This is a genomic window from Nonomuraea composti (genome assembly GCF_012034275.1).
In the GTDB taxonomy this organism is placed as follows: Bacteria; Actinomycetota; Actinomycetes; order Streptosporangiales; family Streptosporangiaceae; genus Nonomuraea; species Nonomuraea composti.
Map to the genome: position 1 here is coordinate 300053 of NZ_JAATEP010000004.1, position 13892 is coordinate 313944.

11 protein-coding genes and 1 pseudogene are annotated in these 13892 nt (G+C 70.7%); 5 read left to right on the forward strand and 7 right to left on the reverse strand.

Going from position 1 to position 13892, the window contains the following annotated elements:
* From HCN51_RS08770 to HCN51_RS08785, 4 genes are read right to left on the reverse strand one after another with little or no spacing between them, the layout of a single operon-like run.
* Positions 1-846, reverse strand: coding sequence for a carbohydrate ABC transporter permease (locus HCN51_RS08770; protein ID WP_080042563.1), 846 nt, complete (start codon positions 844-846; stop codon positions 1-3).
* Entirely contained in the window at positions 833-1798 is a 966-nt protein-coding gene (locus HCN51_RS08775) for an ABC transporter permease subunit (protein WP_168008528.1), read from the reverse strand. Before HCN51_RS08775 ends, HCN51_RS08770 begins: the two co-directional genes overlap by 14 nt.
* The gene (locus HCN51_RS08780) at positions 1795-3165 is read right to left on the reverse strand and encodes an ABC transporter substrate-binding protein (protein WP_168008530.1); all 1371 of its coding nucleotides are present in this window, start codon (positions 3163-3165) and stop codon (positions 1795-1797) included. The genes HCN51_RS08775 and HCN51_RS08780 overlap by 4 nt, the downstream gene beginning before the upstream one ends.
* A gap of 32 nt (positions 3166-3197) precedes the next feature.
* Positions 3198-4085, reverse strand: a complete 888-nt coding sequence (locus HCN51_RS08785; protein WP_168008532.1) for a sugar phosphate isomerase/epimerase family protein — start codon at positions 4083-4085, stop codon at positions 3198-3200.
* Between the two features lie 114 nt (positions 4086-4199).
* Between HCN51_RS08785 and HCN51_RS08790 the strand changes: the two genes are divergently transcribed.
* The 3 genes and pseudogenes from HCN51_RS08790 to HCN51_RS62920 all read left to right on the forward strand — a co-directional run.
* Entirely contained in the window at positions 4200-5228 is a 1029-nt protein-coding gene (locus tag HCN51_RS08790) for a zinc-binding dehydrogenase (RefSeq protein ID WP_168008534.1), read from the forward strand.
* A 3-nt stretch (positions 5229-5231) separates the two neighbouring features.
* Positions 5232-6017: a sugar phosphate isomerase/epimerase family protein gene (locus tag HCN51_RS08795; protein WP_080042558.1), complete on the forward strand. Its 786-nt coding sequence runs from the start codon at positions 5232-5234 to the stop codon at positions 6015-6017.
* Positions 6014-7192, forward strand: a pseudogene (locus HCN51_RS62920) (MGH1-like glycoside hydrolase domain-containing protein); the annotation flags it as partial. The gene HCN51_RS08795 and the pseudogene HCN51_RS62920, both read left to right, overlap by 4 nt.
* A gap of 9 nt (positions 7193-7201) precedes the next feature.
* Here HCN51_RS62920 and HCN51_RS08805 read toward each other — a convergent pair.
* Both HCN51_RS08805 and HCN51_RS08810 read right to left on the reverse strand, forming a co-directional pair.
* A complete protein-coding gene (locus HCN51_RS08805) occupies positions 7202-8311 on the reverse strand; it encodes a zinc-binding dehydrogenase (RefSeq protein WP_240972596.1) in 1110 nt (369 codons plus the stop codon).
* On the reverse strand, positions 8298-9245 hold the full coding sequence (locus HCN51_RS08810) for a Gfo/Idh/MocA family protein (protein ID WP_168008535.1): 948 nt from the start codon (positions 9243-9245) through the stop codon (positions 8298-8300). The genes HCN51_RS08805 and HCN51_RS08810 overlap by 14 nt, the downstream gene beginning before the upstream one ends.
* A 119-nt stretch (positions 9246-9364) precedes the next feature.
* Here HCN51_RS08810 and HCN51_RS08815 point away from each other — a divergent pair, with 119 nt between their 5' ends.
* Entirely contained in the window at positions 9365-10327 is a 963-nt protein-coding gene (locus tag HCN51_RS08815) for a glucosyl-3-phosphoglycerate synthase (protein ID WP_168008537.1), read from the forward strand.
* Complete coding sequence (locus tag HCN51_RS08820) at positions 10324-11466, forward strand: glycosyltransferase (protein WP_168008539.1); 1143 nt, start codon at positions 10324-10326, stop codon at positions 11464-11466. The genes HCN51_RS08815 and HCN51_RS08820 overlap by 4 nt, the downstream gene beginning before the upstream one ends.
* Here the strand turns inward: HCN51_RS08820 and HCN51_RS08825 are convergent.
* Entirely contained in the window at positions 11455-13848 is a 2394-nt protein-coding gene (locus HCN51_RS08825) for an FtsX-like permease family protein (protein WP_168008541.1), read from the reverse strand. The two genes, HCN51_RS08820 and HCN51_RS08825, sit on opposite strands and share 12 nt — an antisense overlap.
* Between the last annotated feature and the right edge of the window lie 44 nt (positions 13849-13892).

A 13892-nucleotide genomic window follows, 5' to 3' on the forward strand; every position in this document is an offset into this window, starting at 1 on the left:
CTATCCCTTCTCCGCTCCTGCGGTGAGGCCCTCCGTCAGCAGCCGCTCGCTGGCGAAGAACACGATCACGATGGGCAGCGTGAGCACCACCGACCCTGCCATCAGGACCGTCGTCGGGATCTCGATGCTCCCCGCGAGCTGAGAGAGCCCCAGGGACACCGTCCAGCTCTCTCTCCTGTCCACCAGGAAGAGCAGGGCGAACAGGAACTCGTTCCAGGCGATCATGAACGCGTAGAGGCCGGTGGCCATCAGCGCGGGCTTGGACAGTGGCAGCACCACCCGCCAGATGGTCGACAACCTCGTGCACCCGTCGATCGCCGCCGCTTCCTCCACGCTTTGCGGCACGGTCTCGAAGTAGTTGCGGAGCATGTATACCGTGACAGGCACCGTTTGCGCGATATACACGAGGATCAACCCGATCAGCGACCCGCGCAGCCCGATCATGGTGAACAGCACGAACAGCGGGATGGCCAGCACGATCGCCGGGAACAGGTACACGGCGAGGAACAGGAAGTGCACCTGGCGCCGGCCGAAGAAGCGCAGCCGCGCGACCGCGTACGCGCCCGGGATCGAGATCAGCAGCGTGACCGCCACCGACGCGACCGCGACGACCGCGCTGTTCCTGAGGAAGGTCAGGAAGCCCTGCCGGGTCAGCACGTCCACGTACGTGTCGAGGGTGAAGGCGCGCGGCCAGAGCGAGCCCGGGTCCAGGATGAGCTCCTGGATGTCGCGTACCGACAGCATCACCATGTAGAAGAACGGGAACGCGGTGATCAGGAACAGGAAGGCGATCACCAGCGGCTTGAGCACCCTGAGCAGGCCCCGCTCGAACCTATCCCTGGTCACTGCGCTCACCTCCGGCGAAGAACCTCAGGTAGACGGCCAGGAACAGCACGAGGAAGACGGCCAGCACGATGGCCTGGGCGGCGGAGGCGCCGATGTCGTCGCGCGAGGTCAGGAAGTTGTAGACGCGCACGCTGACGACCTCGGTGCCGGCCCCGCCGCCGGTCAGCAGGTAGACGTCGTCGAACTTGGTGAAGGTGAACACGAACCGCAGCACCGACAGCAGCGCGATGATCCGCCAGAGCTGCGGCATGATCACGTAGCGGAAGCGCTGGGTGGGCGTGGCGCCGTCCACGACCGCGGCCTCGTCCAGCTCGGCCGGCAGCGCCTGGAGGCGGGCCAGGATGAACAGGAACGCGAACGGGAAGTACCGCCACGCCTCGAACGCGATCACCGTGAGCAGCGCCACCGGCACCTGGACGCCCAGGAACTCGCCCTTGGCCTGGGTGAGGAACGCGATCGGCTCGCTCAGCCAGGTGTTGACGATGCCGTACTGCGGGTTGAGCATCGTCTCCCACAGGAACGCCACGGCCACCACGGGAGCCACGTACGGGATCAGGATCGAGGCCCGCACGAGTGTCCTGCCCTTGAACCTGTCGCGCAGCGCGAGCGCGGTCACCAGGCCGAGCGCGATCGACAACGCCGTCCCCGCGACGGTGTAGACGAGCGTGTTGACCAGGGACGACCAGAAGCCCGGCTCGGACATCACGTACGAGAAGTTCTCCAGCGTGTAGTGCCCGAAGACGCCCACGCGGCGGATGTTGATCAGCCGCGCGTCCTGGAACGCCAGCATGATCGCCCACAGCAGCGGCAGCACCACGACGACCAGCGTGATGATCAGTGTGGGGGAGATGAGCGTGAGCCCGGCCCGCTCCTCCTGCTGGCGCAGTGTCCGGCCGTGCCGCGTCGGCCTGCGGTGCTGCGGCGCCTGCGGCTTGCTCGCGGTCGTGGTCACTGCCGGATCCCGCGCTTGATGGTCTCGACGTCGGCCTTGGCCTGGGCGGCGGCGGCCTGCGGGGTCAGGGTGCCGTCGGCGACGGCGCTGACCGCCTTGGGCACGGGCAGCTCGCCCATGGTGGCGCCGACCAGCTTGCCCTGGCCCTGCGGGATGCCCCACCTGGCGAAGGTGTCGGGGCTCTTGCGCAGCGCCGTCAGCACGTCGGCCGGGTAGACGTCGGCGAGCGGCTTCTTGGAGTCGACCCCGGCGGGCAGTTTGTCCCACTTCTCGGCGAAGCCCTTGCGGGTGGGGAACTTGCCCTCCGGCGCCATCCCGATCCAGCGCTCGTAGCCCTCGTTCATCATGTACGAGACGAACTTGGTCGTCGGATCCTTGGCGGCGTCACGGGTGACGATCCAGGAGACGATCTCGCCGTACTGTGCGGGAGCGCTCCCGTCGGGGCCCTTCAGCGCCGTCACCACGCCGGTGTTCTTGGCCAGCCACTCAGGGTCCTCGCGGCACTCCTGGCAGCTCGGCAGCGCGTCCTTGCGCAGCCCGGCCAGCTCATCGAGGATGAACGACGACCAGATCGTCATGGCCGCCTTGCCCGAGAAGTAGGTGGCCCTGGTCGAGTCGACGTCCTGCTTGCCCTTGACCGAGTAGTTCCTGGCCAGGTTCCCGTAGAACTCGAAGGCCCGGGCGCACTGCGGCGAGTCGAGGGTGACGTTGCCCGAGTTGTCCACGAGCTGGCAGCCGTTCGCCAGCGCCACGTGCTCGAAGCTCTGCGCGGTGAAGGAGTCCTTCTGCGCGACCGCGAGCGTGATGCCCGCGACCCCGCCCGTGTTGAGCTTGGCCGCGGCCGCCTGCAGCGCCTCGTACGTGTCGGGCGGCCGCAGCCCGGCCTTCTCGAACAGGTCCTTGCGGTACAGGATGAGCTGTGCCCAGCCGTCGCTGGGCACCGCGAGCAGCTTGCCGCCGGAGGTGTCGAGCTCCAGCGCCCGCGGCGAGAACGTGTCGCGGCCGAGCTGGTCGACGATCCTGCCCGGCGTCTCGGTGTCGAGCAGCTCGTTGGCCTCCATCTCGCGGACGGACGACAGCGGCAGCGCCCCGATCGCGTCGGGCAGGTCGTCGGCCGCCGCGGCCGCGGTGAGGGTCTGGCTGAACTGGTCCTCGCCGACGCCGACCAGCTTCACCTTGATCCCGGTCTTCTTGGTGAAGTCGGCGACGATCGTGTTCTGCACGGCCATCCGCGCGTCGAGGTCCTCCAGGGTCCAGACGGTGATCTCATTGCTCGTCGACGATTCCTCGCCACCGCCGCCCGAGCAGGCGGCCAGGGCGGCGGCCAGCAGGGCGGCAGAGAGGACGGCGGTCACCTTCGTCGGCATGGCACGCTCCTCTGGTTGGGGATATGCCGCCCTTACCCGTGCACAAGAGGCCGCAACGTGCGGTAGGCGATACCGAGACCGGTCTGTACCCTCTCCGTGCTTCCGCTCCAGACGGCGTCCTCGTGCTCGACGGAGACCACTCCGTCGTATCCGCCCTCGTAGAGCGCGTCGATCACCCGCGTCCAGTCGACCTGCCCGAGCCCCGGCACGCGGAAGCGGTACCAGCCCTTTTCTCCGCTGATCGGGCCGTAGAAGCCGTAGCGGTCGATCTGCCCGGGAAGGAGCTGCGTGTCCTTGGCCTGGACGTGCGCGATGTTGTCCACGTAGGGGACGAGCGCCGCCACCGGATCGATACCGAGCGCCACGAGATGGGACGGGTCGTAGTTGAGCTTGAGGCCCAATGAGAACATCCATTCCCATAGTTCGGGAGAATAGGCCAAATTGCCCGGATATCCATCGGGGTGCCAGCTTTTCATCACGCAGTTCTCGATGACGATGTCGACGCCGCGCTGCCGGGCGTACTCGACGAGGGGGCCGAAGACGTCAGTGGCCCGGTCCAGGCTCTCCTTGACCGGCAGGCCCGGATCGCGGCCGACGAAGGTGCCGACGGTGGGGCAGCCGAGCGCGGCGGCGGCGTCGATACACCGCCTGACGTGGGCGTTCACCTCTTTCCCTGCCGTAGGGTGGAGATTGTTCTCGTAGTAGGCGATCGAGGAAAGCGTGAGTCCGGTCTCCGTGAAGATTCGCCTGACTCGATCGCATTCGGCGCTGTCGAAACGATCTACTCTGATGTGATTTCGGTCATCTGGAGAGGGCCAACCGGCCACCTCCAGTGCTTCGAAGCCCTGGGTGGCGGCCCAGCGAGCAATGTCGGTAAGGTCGCTTTCCGGAAGACACGCTGTCAGAAACCCCAATTTCATCAGTCACCTCCGACGGAAGTCGTAGACTTAAGAGTGTTACGAGCGCAACTATGGTGTGCAAAGTAGCGTTAAATCTTCGACTTTTGATTGATCAAAAAACATAAGTTGTGGGGAATGCGCGTCATCACCTTCGAAGAGCCAGGCAGTGTCCGCGTCAGCCTGGAGTCGCCCGCGAAGCTAGAGCCGGGCACAGTGCGGGTACGCACTCTCTATTCAGGAGTCTCAGCGGGCACCGAACTCACCGCCTACCGCGGTACCAACCCCTATCTCACTCGCAAGTGGGACACCGAGCGCCGGCTCTTCGTCGAAGGCCAGACGCATGCCTACCCACTCAGCGGCTGGGGCTACCAAGAGGTGGGCGAGGTGGTGGAGGCCGCGCCCGATGTGGCCGACCCGCCCGTCGGCAGCCTGGTGTGGGGCATCTGGGGCCACCGCGCCGAGGCCGTCGTCCCGGCGGACAAACTCGTCGGCCACGTCCTGCCGCCCGGCGCCGACCCCCTGACCGGCGTCTTCGCCCGCGTCGGCGCCATCGCGCTCAACGCCGTGCACGCCGCCGACGTGCACCTCGGTGACCAGGTCGCCATCTTCGGCCAGGGCGTCATCGGCCTGCTCGCCACCCGGCTGGCCGTGCTCAGCGGCGCCCGCGTGGTCGCCGCCGACGCCATCCCCGACCGCCTGGAGCTGGCCAGGAAGTTCGGCGCCGCCGAGACCTTCGACGTCGCCTCCGGCTCCGTCGCCGAGTTCATGCGCAAGCGCATCGTCGGCGCCGACACCGTCATCGAGCTCAGCGGCAGCCACCTCGCCCTGCACGAGGGCATCAGGACCGTTCGCAAGGGCGGTCGCGTCGTCGCCGCCGGGTTCTACCAGGGCGACGGCATCGGGCTGCGGCTCGGCGAGGAGTTCCACCACAACCAGGTGCAGCTCGTCTCCTCCCAGATCGGCGGCGTCGCCTCGTGGCTGGCCCACCGGTGGGACGTCGAGCGGCTGCAGCTGACGTTCATGGAGCTCGTGCACCGCGGCGAGATCGACGCCCGCGAGCTCGTCAGCCACATCATGCCCGTCGACCGGGCCGCCGAGGCCTTCGACCTGCTCGACAAGCACCAGTCCGAGGTGCTCCAACTCGTCTTCGAATTCAAGGAGTAGACAGTGAAGCTCGCCGTACAGGAGCAGCTTCTGCCGGGTCGTTCGCTGCAGGAGAAGTTCGCGTTCGCGCTCGACGCCGGTTTCGACGCCATCGAGCTGCGCGGCAAGGGGGACTTCCACTTCGCGGGCCGGCTGACCGAGCTCAAGCGGGCGCTGGCCGACGGCGTGGAGATGCCGACGGTCTGCGTCGACATGCCGCACTTCATCGGCGACTTCGACCCCGCCAAGCGCAAGGACGCCATCCAGCAGCTGCGCTCCCAGCTCACCGTCATCGGCGAGCTCGGCGGCATCGGCGTCATGACGCCCGCCTCCTGGGGGCAGTTCTCCCGCCGGCTGCCGCCGTTCGAGCCGCCGCGCAGCCCCGAGGAGGACCGCGAGGTGCTGACCGAGGCGCTGGGCATCCTCGGCGAGCACGCGCACCGCAACGGCGTGCTGATCATGCTGGAGCCGCTCAACCGGTACGAGAACCACATGGTCAACACCCTGGCCGAGGCGGTCTCCTACTGCTCCATGGACTCCATCAGGATCGTCGGCGACACCTACCACATGAACATCGAGGAGGACGACCCCTGCCGCTCGCTGATCGAGGCAGCCCCGTACATCGCCCACATGCAGATCAGCGAGTCCAACCGCAACCAGCCGGGCACCGGGCACCTCGACTGGGCCGCGCAGCTCGCCACCCTCGACGCGGCCGGCTACGACGGATACCTCGCCCTGGAGTGCCGCCTGCGCGGCGAGCCCGAGATCGTTCTTCCCCAAACCGCAGCATTCGTGAGGAAGTACCTATGATCCTCCGCGACGCCGTGCGCGTCCTGGTCAGCAACTGGGACGGCAGCTACACGGTTCCCTCCCGTCGCCTCTACCCGCACCAGTGGAGCTGGGACTCCGCCTTCATCGCGATCGGCAACGCCCGCTGGTCGCCGCGCAGGGCCAGGACGGAGCTGCTCAGCCTGTTCGGGGCCCAGTGGTACGACGGCCGGGTGCCGCACATCGTCTTCAACCCGGCGGTGCCCGAGGACGCCTACTTCCCCAGCTCCGACTTCTGGCGCACGGCCGCGCCCTCCGGGGTGCGCACCTCCGGCATCGTGCAGCCGCCCGTGCACGCGCTGGCCGCGTGGAAGACGTACCAGGCCGAGCCCGACCAGGCATTCCTGCGCCGGATCTACCCCCGGCTGGTGGCGCAGCAGGAGTTCCTGCGCGAGCAGCGCCGCTCCGCCGAGGGGCTGATCTCGATCGTGCACCCCTGGGAGTCGGGCATGGACAACAGCCCGGCCTGGGACCTGCCGCTGGCGGCCGTGGAGACGACCGCGACCGGGTTCGTCCGCCGTGACCTGCAGAGCGTCAGCGCCGACGAGCGGCCCACCGACCGCGACTACGTTCAGTACGTCGAGATCGCCCAGGCCTACCGCGAGTCCGGCTACCGCGAGCCCGGACCGTTCCACGTCGAGGACCCGCTGTTCAACACCGCCTACGGCGTGGCCGAGTCGACGCTGGCCGCGATCGCGCACGAGCTCGGCCTCGACCCCGAGCCGCACCGGCGCGAGGCCGCGGCGATCACCAAGGCCATGGTGCGGCACCTGTTCGACGGCAAGCTGTTCCAGCCGCGCGACCTGCACAGCGGCACCCTGATCGAGTCCAGCAGCGCGGCCGGGCTGACGCCGCTCATGCTGCCCGACCTGCCGCCCGAGGTCGCCGACACGCTGATCGGCACGGCCATCGACCGATTCGGCCTCAAGAAGCTGCCGCTGCCCAGCTACGCCCTCGACGCGCCCGAGTTCGCCCCGGCCCGCTACTGGCGCGGCCCGAGCTGGATCAACCTGAGCTGGCTGATCTGGCACGGGCTCAAGGACCGCCGCCCGGAGCTGGCCAGGGCGGTCGCCGACACGATGATGCGCGCCGTCAGCGTGTCGGGCTTTCGCGAGTACTTCAACCCGCTCACGCTGCGCGGGCACGGCTGCCGCGACTTCAGCTGGTCAGCCGCGCTCGTCCTCGACATCGTCGCGGAGCACAGCCTGAACGGACTGAAGCCGTCGTGCCGCGAGTCCGGTCAGGAATCCGGGCGCCTCAGAAAAGCCGACGACATCAGTGATCACGTGCTCGCGTAGCGCGTCGCCGTGCTCCCTGAGCAGGCCGATCGTCTCGTACGAGAGCCGCTCCCTGTCCCAGGCGTGGGCCAGGCCGCGCGGCACCCGGCCGATCTGGGCGCAGCGCAGGGTCAGCCCGTTGTGGTGGAACTCCTCGCCGAGCCGCACCTCCTGGGCGCCCTGCGTGTAGAAGGCCAGGTCGATCAGCGTGCCCTGGGGGCGGAGCAGCCGTAGCCCGAGCGCCAGCGCCCTGGCCTGGCCCCGGCACTGGAAGACCGCGTCCGCGCCGCGGTCGTTCTGGCCGTGCCGCCAGCGGCGCTTGAGCGTCACGGCCGGGTCGTCGCCGGCGGCCAGCACGTCCATGCCGAGCGCGGCGGCGATCTCCAGCCTGGCCGGGGTCTCGTCCACGACCACGACCTCCGCCGCGCCGCCCGCGCGCGCGAACAGGGCCGTCAGCAGCCCCACCACGCCCGCGCCCACCACCGCGACGCGCCGCCCGCGCACGCCGTCGCCGAGGTCGCGCACGGCCGGGCCGTGCAGGTCGTGCGCGGCGTGCAGCAGGCCGTTGGCGCAGATGGGGCCCATGTGGGCGACGTAGATGCCGAGCATGGGGTCGAGGTCGCCGGGCAGCTCCACGAACCGGTCGGCCATCGGATCGGCCACGTACGCCGTGCGGTGCCCGTAGCACATGGCGACCAGCGCGCCCTCGCGCGCGGCCCGCGTCCGGCTCTCGATCACCCTGCCGACCTGCATGTACCCGATGCCGCGCACCGGGTACGACACCGACGGCGCGCCGTCCAGGAACAGTCCGAGCGCCGGGTCCCACGTCGAACCGAGGTAGGGGTTGGTGCCCTTGACGAAGGTCAGCTCGGTGCCGGCCGAGATGCCGCTGTAGACGGTCTTGACCAGGAAGCCGCCCTCGGGCACGTCGGGCAGCTTCTCCTCGACGAGACAGACCTCGCCCGGCTCGTCGATGCTGAGCACGCTACTGGTCATCATCGAGCATCACCGGCTTCCGTTCGGCGGCGGATCGCGCGAGTGCCAGCGCCAGGCGGTGGGTGCGCAGCGCCTCCCCGTACGGTACGCGCACATCGGCCTGCTTGCCCTGCACGGCGTTGATGAACTCGCGGTCCACCCGCACCTTCGCCTGGCCGTCGTCCTCGATCACGCGTTCGCCGTCCACGAGCAGGCGGGTCTCGCTGAGCTCCAGCGCGATGCCGTCGGCGCACACCTCCAGCCCCACCCGGTGCTTGTGGGTGAGCAGGCAGGAGGTGGCGAGCAGCCCGGCGGCGCCGCCGGTGAAGCGCAGCACGGCGGCGGTGGCGCGGTCCACCTCGCCGTCCACGGTGTTCTCGGCGGGGACGGCGTGCACCATGGAGATCTCGCCGACCAGCAGCCGCGCCAGGTCCAGCACGTGGACGGCCTGCTCCACGATCTGGCCGCCGGACATGTCGGGGTTCAGCCACCACGCCACCGGGGGCACCTTGTCCAGCCAGTGGCCGAGCGCGAGCCGGACGGGGCGGCCGTCGAGCAGGTCCTGGGCCTGCCGGACGATGTCGAGGTAGCGCCAGTGGTGGCCGACGGCCGAGGGCAGAGATCTCCGCTCGATTTCGGACGCGATGTTTTCTGCGGTTTTGAGATCTAGAGAAAGCGGTTTTTCCACGAAAAGCGGGAGATTACACGACAGAACATCATGTTCCGGGTTACCGTGCGCGAAAGGAGGCACACAGACGTAGACAGCATCAAGACCGCCGGCACTGAGCAGGTCGGCATGGCCGCCATAGGCGGGGGAGCCGTGCTTCGAGGCCAGCGCCTCGGCCCTGTGGGGATCCGTGTCGGCGATCCCAGCGATCGTGACATCGGGGAACCCGGACAGGACGTCAGCGTGGCGAGCGGCGACATTTCCGGCACCTACGATGCCGACTCGGGTCATAGGGGACACAACCCGGCATATGCCACGTCTAGGCCGAATCAAACAAATAGGTTCAAGCGCCTATAGATCGGGCAGATGCCGTGACCTCATGAGATCGGGGCTGATGCATGGAGACGGATATGCGAGCCTTGGCCAAGGCCCAGGAGTGGTACGGCCCGCACTCGAGCACCGCCGCCGAGTGGCCGGCGGACGCCTTAGTGCCGGCCAAGGAGGACACCACGATCAGCGTGGTGCTTCCCGCGCGTGACGAGGAGAGCACGGTCGGCGACATCGTCGCCGCGATCCGCCGCGACCTCGTCGAGCGCACCCCCCTGGTCGACGAGATCCTCGTCGTCGACTCCAACTCGACCGACGCCACCGCCGAGCGGGCACGGGAGGCCGGCGCCCGCGTCGTGGCACAAGCAGAGGTGCTGCCGCACCTCCCACCCCTCACCGGCAAGGGCGAAGCCCTGTGGAAAGGGCTTGCCGCCGCTACCGGCGACATCATCGTCTACATCGACGCCGACCTGCGCAGCTTCGGCGCGCACTACGTGTCAGGGCTGGTCGGCCCCCTGCTGGTCAACCGCGACACGCACTTCGTCAAGGCCACCTACGAGCGGCCCTACATCGGCTCCGACGGCGTCGCCCAGCAGGGCGGCGGCGGGCGCGTGACCGAGCTGGTGGCCCGGCCGCTGCTCAACATGTTCTGGCCCGAGCTGGCCGGCTTCGCCCAGCCGCTCGGCGGCGAGTACGCCGCCCGCCGCGAAGTCCTCGAACAGGTGCCGTTCGTCACCGAGTACGGCGTGGAGTTCGGGCTCCTCGTCGACCTGCTCCAGCTCGTCGGGCTGGACGCGATGGCCCAGGTGGACCTGGGGCACCGCACCCACACGCACCAGTCGATCCCCGCTCTCGGCCGCATGGCCGGGCAGATCATGCTCACCGCCTGGTCCCGCCTGGAACGCCAGGGCCGCGTGCTCGCGTCGGAGCCTCCGGCGCACACGCTCCTGCAGTTCGGGCTCGAAGGGGACGCGGGTCTGGTGGACGTGGGAGTGGCCGAGCGACCTCCGCTCGCCTCCCTCGTACTGGAGGAGGATCTGGCATGAAAGTCCTGATGAACGCGGGGCCGTGGCTCGCGGTCCCGCCCGCCGGATACGGCGGCATCGAGAACGTCGTGGCCACACTGGTGCCCGAGCTGCGCGCCCGCGGCGTGCACGTCGTGCTGGCCTCCGTCGGCACCAGCACCCTCGACGTGGACGAGCTGATCAGCGCCTACGACGAGGAGCAGTTCACCGAGCTGCAGAAGCCCTACAACCAGGTCATGGGCATCACCCACGCCCACCTGGCCAGGGTCGTGTCCGAGCTGCGCGGCCGCGACGACATCGACCTCGTGCACGACCACGTCGAGGTGGTGGGCCCGGCCACGCTGTCCGCGCTGGGCGGCCCGCCCGTCCTCCACACCCTGCACTGGGACCTGCGCAAACACCCCGCCTTCTACGGCGCGTTCCCGCCGTCGATCGCGGTCAACGGCGTCTCGGAGTCGCAGATCGCCCGCGCCCCCGACGCCCTGCGCGCCGCCTCGCTCGGCGCCGTCCACCTCGCCACCCCGCTCGCCGGCCCTGTCGCCGGCCCTGTCGCCGGCCGGGACCCGCAACCGGAGCGGGGCGAGCACCTGGTCGTCATGGGCCGCATCTGCGGGCTCAAGGGCCAGCACGTGGCCGCCCGCATCTGCCAGAAGCTCGGGCTGCCGCTGGTGCTGGCCGGCCCCGTGAGCGGCCGCAACACGGCCGCCGAGCTCGACGTCGTCGCCCAGAACCCCTACCACCCGCTGCACAGCCACCCCGACGTGCGCTACCACCTCGACCAGGTCTCCCCCTACCTCGACGGGGACCTGGTCCGCTGGGTCGGCGCGGTCGGCGGCCAGGAACGCGACGACCTCTACGCCTCGGCCCGCGCCGCCCTCTTCCCCATCCAGTGGGACGAACCGGGCGGCACGGCCGTCGTGGAGGCCCTCGCGCTCGGCGTCCCGCCCGTGGGCCTGCGGCGCGGCTGCCTCCCGGAGATCATCGACCACGGCCGCACCGGCTTCCTCGCCGACACTGAGGAGGAGCTGGCGGAGTGGGTGCTCCGGGTCGACGAGATCGACCCGGAGGAGTGCCGCCGCGAGGCCCGCCGCCGCTTCTCACCGTCGGTGATGGCCGACCGGTACCTGGACCTGTACGAGCAGGTCCTCTCACGTCGATGACACCGTTTCCGCCGGGCGCGTCCTGAGCGCCAGGCGGGCGGGGACGGTGGTGGAGAGCAGGGCCAGGACGGTCGCCGCGGCGACCACCAGCCCGTACGCCGCCGGCGGCACGGACGGCACCGCCGATCCCGTCATCCCCGCCCCGAACGCCGCCAGCGTCACCAGCGCCACGGCGGTGCCCGTCACCACGGCGGCCAGCACCGCCGCCAGCGTCTCCAGGCGCAGCATGCGCAGGACCTGGCGGCGGGTGGTGCCCGCCAGGCGGAGCACGGCCAGCTCCCTGGCCCGGCCCGACGTGGCCATGGCCAGGGTGTTGACCACGGCGATGGCCGTGAAGGCGATGATCAGGCCGAGGGCCACGAAGGTGACCTGCGGGTTCGCGGAGCTGATCGTCGCGGTCGCCGGTGCGGCTCCCGGCAGCGTGATCCCGGGGGCCGCGACCAGCAGGGTGCCCGACGGGTCGTCCACGTGGCCGGCCACCAGCTCGTACGGCAGCGTCACGTCCCCGAAGCCGAGGCCGCGCGAGTAGACGGCGGCGACCTTCAGCGTGGCGGGGGTGCCGTCGCCGAGCGTGAGCGCGGCCCGGTCACCGGGGGCGAGGCCGAGGTGGGCGGCGGCGGTGCCGCTCAGGGCCACCGCGCCGGGGCCGAAGCCGTCCATCGTGCCGGCGACCACGCCCAGGTCCAGCGTGCGCCGGTCGTAGACGACGGCCTGGGCCGGGTACTTGTCCAGGCCGAACCGGACCGACGTGCGCAGCACCGGCGTGACGGCCTGGACGCCCGGCACGCGCCCGACCTCCCCGGCCGAGGCGGCGGCGCCGGGCAGCACGTGGTCCGCGCGGGTGCCGGCGGCGGCCTGCTCCTGCGCGGCGGCGCCCATCGTGGTCTGGGTGAACAGGATCGTGCAGGTCATCGCCACCATCAGGGTGAGCGGCGACAGCACGGCGGCCAGCGCCTTGGGGGTGGCGCGCAGGTTCCGCGCCGCCAGGAAACCACTGGCCCCCTTCGCCGGCCGGGACGCGCCGGCCGGCGTCCTCTTCCAGGACGGGACCAGGCGCGACGCGCCGGCCAGCAGCGGGCCGAGGACGGCGACGGCGAGGCGGGCGGCCAGGGGGCCGAGCACCGACACGGCGACCGTCCAGAGCAGCGCGGTCAGCAGGGTCACCGGCGTGGCGGCGGCCTCCGTGTCCAGCCCCGACAGCACCAGGGTGAGCGTCACGGCCCCGGCCACCAGCACCGGCCCGGCCACCAGCCGCCACACGGGCAGCCGGCCGTCGTCGAGCGCGGCCTCCCCGAGCGCCTCCACCGGACGGATCCGGGCCAGGCGGCGGGCGGAGACCCGGGCCGCGGCCCACGCGGCGGCGACCGTGGCGAGCAGCGCGAGCAGGGGCGGGAACGGGCTGACGACCAGCGGCAGGTTCGCCGGGGTCGCGCCCAGCGCCACGAAGGCCGCGTGCAGCAGCAGGCCGAGCCCGACCCCGGCCGCCGCCCCCGGCACCCCCGCCAGCACGCCCACCACCAGCGCCTGGCCGCCCACCAGCCGGCGCACCTGCCGCGGCGTGGCGGCCACCGCCCGCAGCAGCGCGAGCTCGCGCTGGCGCTGCTGGATCGACAGCGCGAACGTGCCCACGACCACGAGGATCGCCACGATCAGCGAGGTTCCGGCCAGCGCGCCGCCCATGCTGATCAGCTTGACCCTGGCCTGCTCGGCGTCCAGGAACTCCAGCCTGCCGCGCTCGTCCCCGGTGTAGAGCACCGCGCCCTGGGGCGCCCGCGCGAGGCCGGGGAAGACGCCGGCGGCGCTGACCATGCCGGGCCGCCCGGCCAGGCGGCGGGCCTGCGCGGTGCTGAAGAACACGGTGTCCTGGCTCGGCAGGGCCTGCGCGGTGACCCCCACCACGCGGTAGCCGCGCAGCCGCGCCCCCACCTCCAGCCCGGCGCGGGCGTCCACCACGATCTCGCCGGCGCCCCGCGGCTCGCGTCCCCGCGCGATCGTGAACGGCGTGAGCGCGGCCGACTCCCAGCCGTGCCCCGTGTACGCGCCGAACGGGAACGTCACCTCGGCCACCACCTTCGACACGCCGGGCGTGCGCCGCAGCGTTTCAACGACCGTCTCGGGCAGCCAGGCGCGCTCGGCCAGCGGCTTGGCCTTCGTCTTGATCTCGCCGTCGCCCTTGCCGACGGTCTGCCGGACGAACTGGTCGGCGGCCACGACGGCGGGTGCGCCCGCGTACCGCTCGGGCGAGACCGCGCCGCGCAGCCCGGTCTCCAGCAGCATCAGGCACGCGCACACCAGCGCCGCCGCGCACAGCAGCGCCACGAACGCCCCCGCGAACGCGCCCTTGCGCTCCCGCAACAACTTCCACGCGAACCCGGTCAACACGCCCACACCCCCGACTTCCAGCCGAACCCGTCCCTCACGTCCCG